This is a genomic window from Pseudomonas sp. SED1, assembly GCF_034044025.1.
GTDB lineage: Bacteria > Pseudomonadota > Gammaproteobacteria > Pseudomonadales > Pseudomonadaceae > Aquipseudomonas.
Genome location: NZ_JAXCIS010000188.1, coordinates 24,701 through 39,648, shown reverse-complemented (window position 1 = coordinate 39,648; position 14,948 = coordinate 24,701). Strand labels below are relative to the sequence as shown.

At 57.9% G+C, this 14,948-nt stretch carries 20 protein-coding genes and 1 pseudogene; 12 read left to right on the top strand and 9 right to left on the bottom strand.

The window, feature by feature from the left end; translation table 11 throughout:
* The 3 genes from msrA to SNL23_RS24400 form a co-directional block, all read right to left on the bottom strand.
* On the bottom strand, positions 1-504 hold a 504-nt coding region (gene msrA, locus SNL23_RS24410; RefSeq protein WP_076016107.1), incomplete at its 3' end, for a peptide-methionine (S)-S-oxide reductase MsrA.
* A gap of 101 nt (positions 505-605) precedes the next feature.
* The gene (locus tag SNL23_RS24405; protein WP_076016108.1) at positions 606-848 is read right to left on the bottom strand and encodes a hypothetical protein; all 243 of its coding nucleotides are present in this window, start codon (positions 846-848) and stop codon (positions 606-608) included.
* A 12-nt stretch (positions 849-860) separates the two neighbouring features.
* Entirely contained in the window at positions 861-1,337 is a 477-nt protein-coding gene (locus tag SNL23_RS24400; protein ID WP_318303858.1) for a hypothetical protein, read from the bottom strand.
* Positions 1,338-1,556: 219 nt separating this feature from the next.
* Here SNL23_RS24400 and SNL23_RS24395 point away from each other — a divergent pair, with 219 nt between their 5' ends.
* From SNL23_RS24395 to SNL23_RS24380, 4 genes are read left to right on the top strand one after another with little or no spacing between them, the layout of a single operon-like run.
* The gene (locus SNL23_RS24395; protein WP_318303857.1) at positions 1,557-2,894 is read left to right on the top strand and encodes an MFS transporter; all 1,338 of its coding nucleotides are present in this window, start codon (positions 1,557-1,559) and stop codon (positions 2,892-2,894) included.
* A gap of 37 nt (positions 2,895-2,931) precedes the next feature.
* Entirely contained in the window at positions 2,932-3,591 is a 660-nt protein-coding gene (locus SNL23_RS24390; RefSeq protein WP_318303856.1) for an aspartate/glutamate racemase family protein, read from the top strand.
* A 24-nt stretch (positions 3,592-3,615) separates the two neighbouring features.
* Complete coding sequence (locus SNL23_RS24385; RefSeq protein WP_318303854.1) at positions 3,616-4,068, top strand: thiol-disulfide oxidoreductase DCC family protein; 453 nt, start codon at positions 3,616-3,618, stop codon at positions 4,066-4,068.
* Complete coding sequence (locus SNL23_RS24380; protein ID WP_318303853.1) at positions 4,065-4,433, top strand: DoxX-like family protein; 369 nt, start codon at positions 4,065-4,067, stop codon at positions 4,431-4,433. The genes SNL23_RS24385 and SNL23_RS24380 overlap by 4 nt, the downstream gene beginning before the upstream one ends.
* Positions 4,434-4,441: 8 nt before the next feature.
* On the opposite strand, the gene SNL23_RS24375 is transcribed toward SNL23_RS24380, so the two are convergent.
* The 3 genes from SNL23_RS24375 to SNL23_RS24365 are packed head-to-tail and all read right to left on the bottom strand — an operon-like array spanning position 4,442 to position 6,427.
* Entirely contained in the window at positions 4,442-4,789 is a 348-nt protein-coding gene (locus SNL23_RS24375) for a hypothetical protein (RefSeq protein ID WP_076016113.1), read from the bottom strand.
* Between the two features lie 15 nt (positions 4,790-4,804).
* The gene (locus SNL23_RS24370; protein WP_318303852.1) at positions 4,805-5,296 is read right to left on the bottom strand and encodes a DUF2269 domain-containing protein; all 492 of its coding nucleotides are present in this window, start codon (positions 5,294-5,296) and stop codon (positions 4,805-4,807) included.
* A 3-nt stretch (positions 5,297-5,299) separates the two neighbouring features.
* Positions 5,300-6,427: a saccharopine dehydrogenase family protein gene (locus tag SNL23_RS24365; RefSeq protein WP_318303851.1), complete on the bottom strand. Its 1,128-nt coding sequence runs from the start codon at positions 6,425-6,427 to the stop codon at positions 5,300-5,302.
* Between SNL23_RS24365 and SNL23_RS24360 the strand changes: the two genes are divergently transcribed.
* From SNL23_RS24360 to SNL23_RS24345, 4 genes are all read left to right on the top strand, one after another.
* Positions 6,421-6,798, top strand: a complete 378-nt coding sequence (locus SNL23_RS24360) for a GNAT family N-acetyltransferase (RefSeq protein WP_318303850.1) — start codon at positions 6,421-6,423, stop codon at positions 6,796-6,798. The genes SNL23_RS24365 and SNL23_RS24360 overlap by 7 nt on opposite strands.
* Before the next feature lie 11 nt (positions 6,799-6,809).
* Positions 6,810-7,214, top strand: coding sequence for a DUF6896 domain-containing protein (locus tag SNL23_RS24355; protein WP_318303848.1), 405 nt, complete (start codon positions 6,810-6,812; stop codon positions 7,212-7,214).
* 274 nt (positions 7,215-7,488) lie between these two features.
* Entirely contained in the window at positions 7,489-7,812 is a 324-nt protein-coding gene (locus SNL23_RS24350) for a low molecular weight protein tyrosine phosphatase family protein (RefSeq protein WP_076016117.1), read from the top strand.
* 107 nt (positions 7,813-7,919) lie between these two features.
* Positions 7,920-8,306 (top strand): hypothetical protein, encoded by a 387-nt coding sequence (locus SNL23_RS24345; protein WP_318303847.1) that lies wholly within the window; start codon positions 7,920-7,922, stop codon positions 8,304-8,306.
* Between the two features lie 806 nt (positions 8,307-9,112).
* Here the strand turns inward: SNL23_RS24345 and SNL23_RS24340 are convergent.
* Both SNL23_RS24340 and SNL23_RS24335 read right to left on the bottom strand, forming a co-directional pair.
* Positions 9,113-9,913 (bottom strand): GNAT family N-acetyltransferase, encoded by an 801-nt coding sequence (locus tag SNL23_RS24340; RefSeq protein WP_318303846.1) that lies wholly within the window; start codon positions 9,911-9,913, stop codon positions 9,113-9,115.
* Between the two features lie 192 nt (positions 9,914-10,105).
* Positions 10,106-11,116, bottom strand: coding sequence for a zinc-dependent alcohol dehydrogenase family protein (locus tag SNL23_RS24335; RefSeq protein ID WP_076016120.1), 1,011 nt, complete (start codon positions 11,114-11,116; stop codon positions 10,106-10,108).
* Between the two features lie 170 nt (positions 11,117-11,286).
* Here SNL23_RS24335 and SNL23_RS24330 point away from each other — a divergent pair, with 170 nt between their 5' ends.
* Complete coding sequence (locus SNL23_RS24330) at positions 11,287-12,201, top strand: LysR family transcriptional regulator (RefSeq protein ID WP_318303845.1); 915 nt, start codon at positions 11,287-11,289, stop codon at positions 12,199-12,201.
* Here SNL23_RS24330 and SNL23_RS24325 read toward each other — a convergent pair.
* Positions 12,198-12,785 carry a TetR/AcrR family transcriptional regulator gene (locus SNL23_RS24325; RefSeq protein ID WP_076016122.1) on the bottom strand — a complete coding sequence of 196 codons (588 nt, stop codon included), beginning with the start codon at positions 12,783-12,785 and terminating at the stop codon, positions 12,198-12,200. The two genes, SNL23_RS24330 and SNL23_RS24325, sit on opposite strands and share 4 nt — an antisense overlap.
* A gap of 148 nt (positions 12,786-12,933) precedes the next feature.
* Here SNL23_RS24325 and SNL23_RS24320 point away from each other — a divergent pair.
* From SNL23_RS24320 to SNL23_RS24310, 3 genes and pseudogenes are all read left to right on the top strand, one after another.
* Positions 12,934-13,068: pseudogene (locus SNL23_RS24320) on the top strand (alkene reductase); the annotation flags it as partial.
* Positions 13,069-13,131: 63 nt separating this feature from the next.
* Positions 13,132-13,932, top strand: coding sequence for an SDR family NAD(P)-dependent oxidoreductase (locus tag SNL23_RS24315; protein ID WP_318303843.1), 801 nt, complete (start codon positions 13,132-13,134; stop codon positions 13,930-13,932).
* The gene (locus SNL23_RS24310) at positions 13,929-14,927 is read left to right on the top strand and encodes an NADP-dependent oxidoreductase (RefSeq protein ID WP_318303841.1); all 999 of its coding nucleotides are present in this window, start codon (positions 13,929-13,931) and stop codon (positions 14,925-14,927) included. Before SNL23_RS24315 ends, SNL23_RS24310 begins: the two co-directional genes overlap by 4 nt.
* Positions 14,928-14,948 lie beyond the last annotated feature (21 nt).

Here is a 14,948-nt window from a genome sequence, read left to right as displayed (position 1 = left end):
ACCGCGTTTCGGCAGTTTCCAGTTCGGGCGGATGAAGTGGCAGGTGTAGCCATTCGGAATCCGCTCCAGGTAATCCTGATGCTCCGGCTCCGCTTCCCAGAACGGCCCCGCCGGTTCGATTTCCGTCACGACACGGCCTGGCCACAACCCCGAGGCATCCACATCCGCTGCGGTGTCTTCCGCCACGTCGCGTTGCTGTTCGCTCAGGTAGTAAATTGCCGAACGGTAGCCGGGGCCCAGGTCGTTGCCCTGGCGGTTAGGCGTGCTGGGGTCGTGGATCTGGAAAAAGAACTCGAGGATCTGCCGGTAGGTGATCACCGCCGGGTCGAAAACAATCTCGATGGCTTCGGCGTGGTTACCGTGGTTGCGGTAGGTGGCGTTCGGCACATCGCCGCCGGTGTAGCCGACGCGCGTTTGCAGCACGCCGGGGTAGCGTCGCAACAGGTCTTGCATGCCCCAGAAGCAGCCGCCGGCGAGGATGGCGGTTTCAGTTTGGTTGCTCATGGCGTGTTCTTCCCCTGGATGGATACAGCCCTAGTTATGGGGCCGGGTTGAGTAATACCAAGGTTGAACGAGCGCCAATCAGCGGAAATGCTTGCCTCTCGTCAGCCAATCGGCTCGAACCGTCGACGCCTCTTGAACAAACCCAATCCCAGCGGAACGGCAAAGATCGACATCAGCCCCAGATCCAGCCCTAAGAACTGCGTCTGGCTCGCCACAACGCAGCCCACCGCCCCTACCACCACCAGCAGCCCCCCTAGCCACTTGCGAAGCAGATACGCCTTCAGAAACCGGTCGAGCAGAAAAAACAGCACCAGGGCAATAACCAGCTGGATAATTTCGGACATGTGTTTCTCCAGTCAGGTCTTGATGATCAGTGTGGAAACGGTGCGCTGCGGACCGATACCGCCATTGACCTGCGCCTCGATGCTGACCAATACGTCGCCTGCATGATAGGTGGGCAAGATTTCATTCACGTACATCCGCACACCGACCCCTACAGGAGCAACCGCGTAGGGGGAGGCCACAGTGGCGGCAGAGCCGAAGGCGGTGGCGGCAAGGTTAGCGATCTTGGTGCGCTGAGCATTGAGGGTATCGCCCTGTTGCCGGGTCAGCGGCTTGGAGATGCCGATCATCATCTGGCACGGCAGGTTCTTGGCCAACATCTTGTCGTACACCTCGACGACCTTACGGTTGACCTCATAGTGGGCGCTTTTCGCTTCGCCAAAATGCAGCTCGCTCAGGCGTCCGCGATCGCTGTCGGTGAGGGTGATCTGCGAGACGTTGAAAACGATCCCGTGATTGCCCAGGTATTGGAAAGTCCCATCGAACTTCATCGCACGCATCCTTTCGAGCCAAAGGCGGGGATTCTCTACAAGGCGCGCGCTGGATTCAAATCATTTCACCGTGCGGGCCACATGTATTGGCCCAATTCCTGCCTCTGCCCTACCCCATCAAGTCGCTACTGACTACGCGGACGACTCTTTTGAGCCCCGCCGCCCAACGGCCGACCCCGATAATCAAGCACCCCCCTACCACCGCCGAGGCCTTCCCCCATGACGAGCCCATCCACCGAACAGGTCAGCCCGCAAACCCTGCGAAGAGTGATCATCGCCGCCGGCATCGGTAACTTCGTCGAGTGGTTCGACTTCGCGGTCTACGGCTTCCTCGCCACCACCATCGCCCAACAATTCTTCCCCAGCGGCGACGCCAGCGCGGCGCTGCTCAAGACCTTCGCGGTATTTGCCGTGGCCTTCGCGTTTCGGCCACTGGGCGGGATTTTCTTCGGCATGCTCGGCGACCGGATCGGCCGCAAACGCACGCTGGCCATGACGATCTTGCTGATGGCCGGCGCCACCACGCTGATCGGCCTGCTGCCCACCTACGCCGCCATCGGCGTAGCGGCGCCTATTCTGTTGTCGCTGATCCGCTGCGCCCAGGGCTTCTCCGCCGGGGGAGAATATGCCGGGGCCTGTGCCTATCTGATGGAGCACGCGCCGAGTGACAAGCGCGCCTGGTATGGCAGCTTTGTGCCGGTGTCGACCTTTTCCGCGTTCGCCGCCGCAGCGGTGGTGGCCTACGCACTTGAAGCGTCGTTGTCCGCCGAGGCGATGGGCAGTTGGGGCTGGCGCCTGCCGTTCCTGATCGCCGCGCCGCTTGGGCTGGTAGGCCTTTACCTGCGCTGGAAGCTGGATGAGACCCCGGCGTTCCAGGCGGTGAAGCAGGAACACGCGGTCGCCCACTCCCCGCTCAAGGAAACCTTGCGCAACCATGGTGCGGCGATCTGCTGCCTGGGCGCTTTTGTGTCGCTCACGGCGCTGTCGTTTTATATGTTCACCACCTACTTCGCGACCTATCTGCAGGTGGCAGGTGGGCTGAGTCGTGCGATGGCGTTGCTGGTGTCGCTGATTGCACTGATCTTCGCGGCGGCAATTTGCCCGCTGGCGGGGTTGTATTCGGACCGGGTGGGGCGTCGGGTCACGGTGATGACGGCGTGTGTGTTGTTGATGGTGGTGGTGTACCCGTCGCTCCTGATGGCCAGTTCCGGCTCGTTCGCGGCGTCTATCGTCGGGGTGATGTTGCTGGCGGTGGGCGCGGTATTGTGTGGAGTGGTGACGGCGGCGTTGCTGTCGGAGACCTTTCCGACGCGCACGCGGTATACCGCTTCGGCGATTACTTACAACATGGCTTATACGATCTTTGGGGGTACGGCGCCGTTGATGGCGACGTGGTTGATCAGCACCACGGGCAGCAATTTGTCGCCGGCATTTTATCTGATTGCGGTGGCGTTGCTGGCGTTGGCGGGCGGGTTGGCATTGCCGGAGACGTCACGGATTTCGCTGCATGATGTGGGCGCGGAGGAAAAAGGCGCAGCGCCGGTGTTGTCGCGTTAAAGTCGGCGGGTGTTCAAAAGTGCCGGAGACCTGAGCGATGCGGATTACCTGCCTTCATACCGCCGAGAGCAACATTGCAGTGTTTGACGCCGCAGCAGCAGCGCTGGGGATTGGGTCACAGGTATTGCACCATGCAGTCCGGGCAGATCTGCTGGCAGCGGTCGAACGCGCGGGCCAGCTGACCGCTGATATAACCGAGCAAACGCAACTGGAGCTTGTTGCACTGGCCCGGCACTGCGATGCAGTGGTGCTCACCTGTTCGACCCTGGGCCCGGTGGTTGAACTCGCCGGGGCTCACACCCAAGTGCCGATTTTGCGCGCCGATGAAGCGCTGGCCTTCGCGGCGGTTCATGCCGGCGGGAAGGTTACGGTGTTGTGCGCCATCGAAACCACAATCGAACCGACTTCTCGCCTGTTTCTCCAAGCGGCACAACACGCCGGTGCGTCGGTGGAGGTGCAGTTGGTTCCGGGCGCATGGGCGATGTTCAAGGCTGGTGACCTGCCTGGTTATCTGGCGACCGTCGCCAAGGCTGCTGACCGTGCCTATATGGATGGCGCGTCGATCGTGGCGCTGGGGCAAGCGTCCATGAGCGGCGCCGCGTCGCTGGTAACGGCGGGCCCTGCTCCGTTGACCAGCGCATCGACGGGGCTGCGGGCTGCACTGAGCCGTGCCGAACGCGAGTATGATCCAGGCTAACCCGGCCCGACTGGACCCACACACATGCCCGCCTCCCACACCCGCCCTACTCCCGCACCACTCCTCAAGCCCGGCGAAACCGTGGTGCTGTTCGACGGTGTGTGCAAGCTGTGCAACGGCTGGGCAAGGTTCCTGATCCGCCACGACCATGACCGGCGTGTGCGGTTGGCGGCCGTTCAGTCGCCCGAAGGTCAGGCGCTATTGGCCTGGGCGGAGTTGCCGCTGGATCAGTTCGACACCATCGCAGTGATCCGCGACCGGCACTATTGGACGCGTTCGGAAGCGGTGTTCGAAATCATTGCGCAACTGCCTGCCCGCTGGCGCCCATTGCTGCTCCTGCGCGCCATCCCGCGCTTTCTTCGGGATTGGGCTTACGATCGCATCGCACGCAATCGCTATCGGCTTTTCGGGAAATACGACACTTGCCTGTTGCCCGATCCGGATCATGAGCAGCGCTTTTTGAAAGAACAGCCATGAATACCTTTGTGCGCATCAACTGGATCGCCCGAGGCGGCCTGGCGTTCATGTTTGCCTACCATGGGCTGGTGCCGAAGCTGCTGTGGTTGAGCCAGGGCGAGCGGACGATGATCCAGGCTCACGGGATCGAGCAAGTGCAGGTGTTCGCCACGCTGGCGGGGGTTGGGGAAATTGTCCTGGCGGTATGGATACTGCTTTCACCACGCAGCGCCTGGCCGATTGCAGTGGCTGCGGCTGCGCTGGCGGGGCTGCTGGTGGACGTGGCGGTGTTCAGCCCGGCGATGCTCAGGGAGGCGTTTAATCCGGTGTCGCTGAATGTGGCGGGGTTGGCGTTGTGTGCAGTGGCTTGGAATACCAAGCCCTGAACGGGCCTTTATTTCAGCTCAATGGCATCAAGCGCAGCTTCCAGCACTGATAACTCAACCACGCTGCCATCGCCCAAGCGTGCAACAAGCCCTGCACAATCAATCACCACACACACGCCCCGCCCTGTTTTATCTCCCGGGAACTTGCGCAACTTGAGCTCCACTGTGGTTGGGTTTAGCCACACCGACTGATCCGCCGACCAACGAGCGTCCTCAAACTGAAAAACACAGCTCCCCTGCCATGTATCCACAATCTGCGGTGAACACACCCACTGCGTATTCCGCGCCTCCCAGGGCGTCACCTCGACCCGGTAGCGATCATCCGGTGAGGTGGATTGGATTTCGGTTTCACTCATTGGCAGTTCCTTTTATCAGCAACACAGCCCAATCAACTGCCACGGCGTCATCTTCGTCACCATGATCAGCACGATCACAAACATCCCCGAAAACCCGAAAACGCCCATCCAGAACCATTTTCGGTAAACGCTGCGGTATCCATCATCCAGCGCCCTGCCCGTCTCGACCGCACTGAGCGCCATCTGCTGCAACCGCTTCTGCAGCACCAGCACCGGCAGCCAAAGCGCCCCCACGCACAGGAAGATGATCAGCGACGTCAGCACCCATTCGGTGGTCAGCGGCAGCCCGGCCAGCTTGATCAGCAGAAAGCCGGTGATGATCTGGATAAAGCCCGCCGGCGTGGTAATCCAGGTATCAAACTGCACCACCATCCGCGCCACCTGGGCGATCACTTGCGGGTTGGCCGTACGGCTTGCGGCGATCAGGTACAGGTAGGAGCCCATGCCGAAGCCGAACAGGAAAATCGCCGCGATGATGTGAATGTACTTCAGGCCCAGATAGAGCATGGGTCAGCCCTGCCCGTCAGAGAACTGCACGGCCAGGCTGAGGTTCGCCGGGTCGTTGATGGCGGCCATGTATTCGTCGACGGTGATTTCGCCAACGCACGGCCGCGCACCGGGTTCGGGCACGTAGCCTTGGGCGATTTTGAGGGCCAGGGCAACGGCGGCGCAGCTGGGGATTTCCGGGCCCTTGTCATTCAGGGCCGTCAGTTGCACCGCCAGGGACAGCGGTTGCCCTTCAGTGCCGAGGCCTTGCACGTCGATGTACATCGCGCTTTTGCCATCGCCAAAGCGCTCGAACCAGGTGCCCAGCCGATGCAGGCGTGCGGCCCAGGCGACATGGTTTCGGACGATTCCCGTGCGCAGCGCCTGGGCCAGCAGGTAGTTGGCGACACCACCAAGCTTGAGCCCCGCGCCAGCCTTGAAGCTCAAAGTGTGGGCACCATAGCGACTGGCGAAGATGTCCATGTCGGGCACGTCCACATTGGCCAACACCCGCGTGCCGAGCTCAGGCATCTTGCGCAGCGTCAGGTCCTGCCAGCCCAGCACTTCATGCACCTGGCCATGCCGGAGTTGCTTGATCGGTTTGCCCGCATAAGCCAGCACGCCTTCGACGGTGGACAAGCCCGGCATCTTGGCCGAAGAGGAAATGCCGTGCTCGATCGCGTCGATGCGGGTGAAGCGGTAACGGTACTGATCGATAATGGCCGACGACAGTGTCGGCACGGAGCTGCAACCACTGAGGATCGCCACGCCTGCCTGCCGGGCTTGTGCATCCAGCACGCTCACGCCATTGACGAAGGTGCGGCAGTCGGACAGGTCACAGTAGTTCACGCCCGCGTCGATGCAACTCTGGGCGACCGCATAGGATTGCCCCTGAAACGGCCCGCCGGTATGGATCACCAGCTGGATGTTCATCGACCGCAACACGGACGCGAACCCGGCGCCCATGGCATCGCCGCACCAGCCTTCGCAGACGGTGCCCGACTGGCTTTTCAGCTCATCCACTTTGCGCTGCAACTTGTGCGGGTCGCGGCCGGAGATCACCAGTTCAATGCCCGGCGCCACCACCAAATGCCGGCAAACGATGCTGCCGAAATTGCCGTAGCCACCGACCACCATCACCCTGAGTGTCATTCCATTTTTCCCTAAACTATCGATCATGCGCTGAGCCTGAGGCAGACTGGCGGCTGAGGCGGCTAAAGATACCCGATTTGTTTAACCGCTTGAGCCAGGATCGTTGTGCCGTTGGGGTCACGGGATTGAAGCGTGTGCCCGATGAAGAAGCGACGGCAGAAGTCGGCTACTTGTTTCTCAGCGGGCATCAGGGGAAGGGCTACGGTTTTGAATCGCTGCAACGGGTTATGGATTACGCCTACGACACACTTGGGCTGAAGGTGCTAAACGCAGTTGTAGCCGACGGCAATGCCGCTTCTTGCCGCCTGCTGGAGAAGTTGCTTCGAATGCTACCCTCTTCAATCTCTAGCCTCAGTGCTGCTTATTTATAATGTGAGACTGTATGAATAACCAACTCGCCATGTTGATCAGTGACTATCAAGCAAGCATTGCCGCCGCGGTGGACATGATGCAGCGGTCTGGTATCCCACGACCCCCGACCAATACGGATTGGGTGGTAACCGACATTCCTCAGCGTGGAGAGCTGGAAGGCGGAGTTCGTTACTTCAAGCACGGCTATGGCTGCGCGGTAAGCCTCCCCACAGGTACAGTAGACTTTGACTTTGGGGATCGTGGTGAAATCGATGGCTTCGACGCATGGCGACTTGCTAGTTTTGCCGGCGACAAGTTGTCGGATTACGGTTTTGCTGATGAGGATGCAATCACAGAGTGCTTCAAAGCAGAAGTGGCGGCCGGTTCTCTCGTGTATTCCGGGTACATTCTTTACTACGTAGCGGATAACACCTGACAGTGCCTGTCGAAATAGTCCGTTCTATCCGTGCATTAAGTTCTCAGTCCAGAGTGCCTGCGTGGATCTGCCAATTCAGGTCACCGCCAACGACCAGTTTTGGCCGACAGCTACCGCTCATGAACCACCGCCTTCGACCCATAGCAGCCGCTCGCGAGGGGCTTTTCTCGATTGCCCGGAGCGGACGCATTTCTATGGTTCCCACAAGCTAAGCTGTCAGTATGTGTCCGAACCTGAGTTTCGGATCGCCGGAAAAGTTTGGAGTTAAACCACTTTGAATGTGTTGTTCATCTGCGGCAAAAATCGCTTACGTAGTCCGACCGCCGAGCAACTTTTTGCTGATTGGTCGGGTGTTGAGACAGCATCGGCTGGTGTTAATAACGATGCGGATGTGCTGGTAAGCCAGGAGCTTCTCGAGTGGGCCGATCTCATTTTTGTGATGGAGCAAAACCATCGAAAGAAACTCACTGCTCGTTTCACCTCGGAGTTGGCGAATAAACGTATCATCTGCCTGAATATTTCTGACGATTACGAATACATGGCACCAGCGTTGATCACGCTACTGGAAGCGAGAGTCGGGCGTTATTTATCTGCCTGATGTTATGTCCGCTTCTGTGCCGTCTCAACCTGATCAGTCGACTGACCGATTGACCGGTTGCTGCCGCTCATGAACGACCCCCTTTCGCACCTAACCGGAAGAAGCCCATGCTCATGGTGTTACCGAAGATCGAACTCAAGGAACTGTCGGTGAAAGCGGAAGCAGACGGTTTAACGCTGAGTGATCTAGTCCCCATTTGCGAAAGGTTCGGCGTTGCACCGCATGATGTGCTGAACGAGATGTCCGTTGTGGTTGCGGAAGGCTACATACAAGGATCTCTGCTCTATGAGTTTTGCAACGGCGTTATGAACGGGATCATAAATACTGTGGTTGAAGTAGGAATGACTAACGACATGCCTCAGCCCGCTTTGTTGCTTTACCAGGCATTCGATCAAGGTGAATGGTTCCGTAGTAACGACCCACCGGGAACTGACCCCAGTGAGAAATACACGAAGCCGGTGGTCGAGGAAATAATGCGTACCCTTGGAGACTAACTTTCACAGATCGGGATGTTTTCGCTTTTCGGCTGGAAGGTAGTGGATCGAACGCCGCGTTGGCCGATCTCTGACTGTCGCGAGGGCCATAATCGACCCAGAGCGGGCGCGCAGACATTCAAACCAAACGAGTAGATAATCGACTGCTATTCCAGCCGTTTCCAGTGCGTATGAACAACGAATCTTCCCAACGCGAATCTACCGGCAGTACAGCATATAGCCTTGCGCAGGCCCACGGTGCCCGGCCCCTGTCCGTTGATGGCTATCATCAAACGGTAGAACTGTGCGGTCGCGTCGCCTGCGGTTGGCTGTTTCGCTACAGGATCATTTGCAGCTTGGACATCCCAGCGCATGACCAACAGTCATTCGCTGGCGCCGCAGGTTGCTTGGTTGCTGACGACGGAGAGATACGTGATCTATCAGGTCCGATGTTCATGGAGATGCTTCACATGCTGGCATAGCTCGAAGGACCACTTTTGGCGGGTGGAAATGGAAATGCAACCGGCCGCCCCTAACTCTCCCTAACAAATCGTCACAAGAAAAAATCAGGTCTTCCAAGGTCTCAAAAACGGCGCATTAATTTAATTTAAATGCGCCGTTTGCCGCCAATCATCCAACTTTATTTTGCTATTTTAGACGCCGCTCCTGTCCTCTCCGACAGGCGATAACTGATCGACTTCAGCCTCGGATGACAACTGGCTGCATTGGGTCGAAAACGGCCGAAGCCGAGTTTCTGCTATTGGCCGGTTGCTGCCCGTCGCGGCAGACAGCTATCGATCAATAACAGCCGCTCACACCGACATACCTCAACTACCCACCAAACGATACAGCGCCTGAGCGTGAGATGCCGTTAGCCCTGTACGATGCAAATTACGGCGACTTTGCGAGCCGGGAAGCGCAGTTGCGGCGATCACAAGACTGCCGTGCTTCTTTGCTTGCTCTATGCGGTGAGATATCAGGGCTCCGTGGTAACCCAACCCTCGTGCATCTTTTCGGGTGGCTGCCGTCCCAAGGTAGGCAACTCCGTTGCTGGCCAGGTACATCAACGCGCCTGCAACCACCTGTCCATCAGCTTTAAGGACGTAGATTTTCAGACGATCATTTGACATCAGTCCTGCAAACGAAGCCTGGCTCATCTGACGATGCTCTGGCTTGGTATGAAAGCCACTGGCATGAACGGCGGCGAACTCAGGAAGCGTGTGTGAGGTGGCTTCTTCGATTTCGAATGCGTGGTGGTTCAAGACCACGTCCTCGATGGAGCACGCGAGTTGCAGGTGCGTCCAACCCCTCAGGCGCTCCAGTCGCCCCTCCCCCACAAAAGCGTGCGGTTCCAGCGTCGAGACCTTGCCGATAAGGGGCGTTACGGTCGAGTACTCTGCTGATTCCTTGAGCAGGCTCAACAGTGCCTGGGGTTTGCTGGAGCTGTCGCCGTAGATGCGATTGAACATCGGGCTGGGCGATGCCTTTACTTGAAAGCATGGAAACGCTTCGTTGAAAAACACACGAGCACCAAAGGGGTTTCCACTTATCCGAGACAAACTCTCAACGCGGGAACACAAATACTCGCTTTCTGCGGTCTCGATCGCATGAGCCATTCCAACATCCATGTGCGTCGTCCTTATTGCGCGATTTCCAGGGAAGGTAGCGGTAAATCAATCACAACGCACCTGCAAAGACACCTGCTAATGTACGGCGCAAGTGGCTAACGATGGCAATCAAGCCAAGATATCGACTTAGCCATTTCAGACCTACCGGCCCAGCCGAGCTGCAAAAAGACGCCAAAGGGCGCCTTTTCGTTGTTAAGCGATTTTAATCACAACCTTTCCAAATGCGCCCTTCGCGAGATGTTCGTAAGCTTCTCGTGCTTTCTCAAACGGGTATACCTGATCGATCACGGGACGAATCTTGTGTTCGTTGAGGAACGCATTCATCCGGTCGAATGATGAACGCGGCGCCACGGCAATACCACGAAGGGTCGTCTGGCGGAAAATGAGGGGCATCAGATTGAGTTCAACGGTTTGCCCTGTCAGAAAGCCGATCTGCGCAATACGCCCCGACGCCTTGGTGGCGGCGACCGATTGATTGATGCCGCTGCCACCGGCCACATCGAGCAGCAGATCCACGCCCTTGCCGTCGGTCAGCTTCAGCACTTCATCTGCCCATTTCGGCGTCGTTCTGTAGTTGATGCCCGCCACAGCCCCCAGCGCCTTCACGGCTTGCAGATTCTGGTCGCTACTCGACGTTGCGATGACCTTCGCGCCAAGGGCCGTAGCGATCTGCACGGCAAATATCGACACACCTCCAGTGCCTTGAACCAATACGGTCTGGCCCGGCTGGATTTGTCCGTAATCCACCAGCGAATACCAGGCCGTGAGTGCAGCAATAGGCAGTGTTGCCGCCTCTGCATCGCTCATGTTGTCGGGTGCACCGACGGCGCTGTCCTCATGGATGATCATGTATTCGGCCAAACCGCCAGGCAACGGCGAACCGAAGCAGTAATCGGGTTCGTTCGGCCCCGGCTCGCCATCCAGCCAACGTGAGTAAAGATGCGAGTTGACGCGATCACCGACTTTAAACCGCGAGACGTTTTCACCGACCGCTACCACCGTGCCGGCTGCATCGCTCACCGGGATCAATGGCTTGGGCACCCTATGCGGTTCATAAATGCCGTCGACGATAGCCTTATCGCGAAAGTTGAGCGAGACGGCACCGACCTTGACCAGCAACTCGCCAGCCTTTGGTTGCGGAGTCGGCACCTCTCCCAAGTGCAGGTTGTCGAGTCCGAAATCGTTCAATAACCAAGCTTTCATTGCGCATCTCCACATTCACTTCATGGCCTTGAACCAGAACCGGTTCGGCCTTGGGGGTATTTTTCGCTTTTGACGGTGGGCAATAAATGCGTGAAAAAAGACATGATTGTTCTATTCTTGGGCAACAATCAGTTCAACTTCGTGAGTAGGCGGGGTCATAGGAAAGCGTTATGGAACTGCTTCAATCAATGCGACTGTTCGCCAGGCTTGCCGAACTCGGCAGCTTTACCAAAGCCGCCGAATCGCTGGACATCGGGCGACCCCAGGTCACTCGGTATATCCAGGAGCTGGAAACGTCATTGGGCGTGCGCCTGTTCCAGCGCACCACAAGAAAGGTGGCGCTCACCGCCGAGGGCGAGAGGTTCTACGAGCGGGTGCAGGAAATTTTGGCGGGTATTTCTGCCGCGACCTCAATGTTCGACCGCTCCGGCGCAACGCTCACAGGCCGACTTCGCGTCGATGTCCCGACCGCATTCGCGCAAATTGAATTCATCAAAGGCCTTAAGGAATTCACCGACGCCTACCCGGGTATCAGCATGGTTCTGGGCGTGACCGACCGAGCCGTCGACCTGATCGGCGAAGGCATCGACTGCGCTCTGCGTATCGGCGACCTACCGGATTCGACCTTGATCGCTCGCCCCATCGCGATGGCGACCATGGTGACCTGCGCCGCACCCGAGTATCTGCATGAGCATGGCGTACCCGAGACCCTCGACGATCTGGCCTCCCATCGAGGCGTCAACTTTTTGTCCGGCCAGAGCAACAGGACATTGCCTTGGCATTTCTCGGTAAAAGGTCAGGATCGAACGTTTGTGAGCAACGCCGGCATCACTGTCACCGAGTCGAATGCCTACGTTCAGTGCGGCGTGTCGGGCTTCGGAATAATCCAGGCGCCCGGGATCACCGTGGCCGAGCATCTGGACAGTCGCGGCTTGGTGGAAATTCTAAAACCCTTTCGGCCAGCCCCGCGCCCTGTGTCGTTGCTGTACCCAAGCCGGACGCATCTGGCGCCACAGGTTCAGGTTTTCATTGAGTGGCTGCAAGAGCGTTTTCCGCAGCTTCATTCCGACTGGTTGGAACCCTAGCGATCATTTTGTTGTGCCAACGGCAATGACGCCACCAACTCAGCACGGCAAACATCAAGTATTTCATCCGCGAGAGGAGAGTCATCCGGGCACGCACGCGACAACATGACGGCACCGATTGCATGCGCCAGCAGGTCGATCATTTTTGCTCGAACGTCCTGCTTCGTCGCACCCTCACGCGGCTGGTACTTTTCCTCGAGTGCTGCCAGCGTGCTTTCTACTCCGCTGGCAAAGGTCGCCTTTAACTCATCTGACTGGCGGGCAGCGTCGCCACACAGCGCGGCCATGGTGCATCCCGCGCTCCGGCCGTCTCTGTGATCTCGCGACACGTACAGATTTATGAACCCGGCAACATCAAGGTCGCAGGTGCTGGCTACGGATTGCGCCAGGCTTTTTTCAGCTGCCTCGGCCATCAAATCCGCCTTGGAACCGAAGTGTTTGTAGAACCCTCCCTGGGTAAAACCAGCAGTGGCCATCAGCTCCGCCACCCCCACACCGTCGTAACCACGTTCGCGAAAAAGCTCTGAAGCCGTTTCCACAATGTGCGCTCGGTTGGCGAGTGACTGTGTCTTGGTGATCTTCATTTCTCGCCTCCAGGCCTCTTGAACAATGGCCTGACTATACTCTGATGTCGATCATAATCAAAGTTGTTGACAGCTTTGATTATGACAGACATCATAAAACCACTGCCGCATGCCTTAGCCGCCACGGCGCAATATCCGGTCATTGATCAACGCCTATTTGGTGGAGCGCTTCAAGACCGATGCGGCTTTATCCGCATTCGACCCAACCACTCTGTATGGCGGCGGCGCAGCGGGCTACATCGACTACCCGACACTTACTGAAAGTAACCAGAGTGACCATTGAACATCGTTTTCCAGCACTACACATGAATCGCCAATCGACACCCACACAGCAGAGAGTAAAGCCATGAGCATCCCTAATGCCGTTCTGATCACAGGCGCCTCCACGGGCATCGGCGCCACCTATGCCGAGCGCTTCGCACAACGTGGCCACGACCTCGTGCTGGTGGCCCGCGACAAGAACCGACTGGACGCGCTCGCAGCGAAACTGCGTGAAAAACACAATGTCGCGATTGATGTCCTTCAGGCTGACCTGACCCAAAGCAGCGACTTGGCGACCGTCGAGACACGCCTGCGCGATGACGCCAGCATTGGCATCCTGGTGAACAACGCTGGCGCCGCGCAATCCGGCAACTTTATCGAACAGTCCACCGACAGCGTTGGTCAGTTGGTGACGCTCAACACGACGGCACTGGTACGGCTTGCCAGCGCCATCGCCCCACGCCTGGCACACGCAGGGGACGGCGCAATTATCAACATAGGTTCCGTGGTTGGCCTGGCACCAGAGTTCGGCATGACGGTCTACGGTGCTACGAAGGCGTTTGTGCTGTTTCTATCACAAGGTATGAGCCTGGAATTGACGCCCAAAGGCGTCTACGTGCAAGCCGTCTTGCCAGCCGCTACGCGTACTGAAATCTGGGAGCGGGCAGGTATCGACATCAATACCCTGACTGATGTCATGGACGTTGGAGATCTAGTCGATGCGGCGCTGGTTGGTTTTGATCGTCGCGAGCCGGTGACTATTCCGCCCTTGCAGGATGCCGACCGCTGGGATGCCCTGCAGGCTGCGCGCCAAGGCTTACTGTCGCAAATTCGGCAATCCGAGGTCGCCGAGCGCTACAAAGCCATGAAAATTGAATCGCCATGAAAGCATTTTCAATCGACCGTTACGGTAAAGAGAATGGGCGTATCCGCGAGGTACCCACCCCTGAAGTGGGTGCCTTTGACGTTCTTGTTCAGGTGCATGCCACAAGCGTCAACCTGCTCGACTCGAAGATCAGTACAGGCGAATTCAAACTGATCCTGCCGTATTCGTTCCCGTTGATCCTGGGTAATGATCTGGCGGGAGTGGTCCTTAGCGTAGGGTCCTCGGTGCGGCGCTTCAAACCGGGTGACGAAGTTTACGCACGCCCGCCTCAGGAGCGCATAGGCACATTCGCCGAACTGATTGCGGTAGATGAAAGCGCGCTCGCGCTGAAACCGAAAAACATCAGCATGGAAGAAGCGGCCTCCCTCCCGCTGGTTGCACTGACGGCCTGGCAAGTGCTGGTTGAAACCGCCAAGCTGAAACGGGGCCAAAAGGTGTTTATCCACGCAGGTTCCGGTGGCGTAGGCACCTTGGCCATCCAGCTTGCCAAGCATCTGGGTGCGTTCGTTGCGACAACCACAAGCACGAGTAATGTGGATTGGGTCAAGGCACTGGGAGCAGATGTCGTCATCGACTACAAGAAACAAAACTTTGAAAAGGTTCTGCAGGATTATGACGTCGTACTCAATAGCCTGGGCGCTGATGAGCTGAAAAAGTCGCTGACCATTCTGAAGCCCGGGTGGCAACTGATATCCATCTCAGGGCCACCGACTCCACAGTTTGCTCAAGAGCAAAAGCTGCCCTGGGTACTCGGCCTCGTTATGCGTATGTTGAGCAGCGGTATCCGCAGGAGAGCGCGCAAAAAGAACATTAGCTATGGGTTTGTATTTATGCGTGCCAGCGGCGCCCAACTGGACAAGATAACTGCGCTGATTGAGTCCAACGTTATAAAACCGGTGATCGACCGAACGTTTTCTTTCGAGTCGACAGCCGACGCCTTGAGCTATGTCGGGCAAGGAAGATCAAAGGGCAAGGTCATCATTAAGGTCAAATAGCCCCCGTTTTTAGAGGGCAGG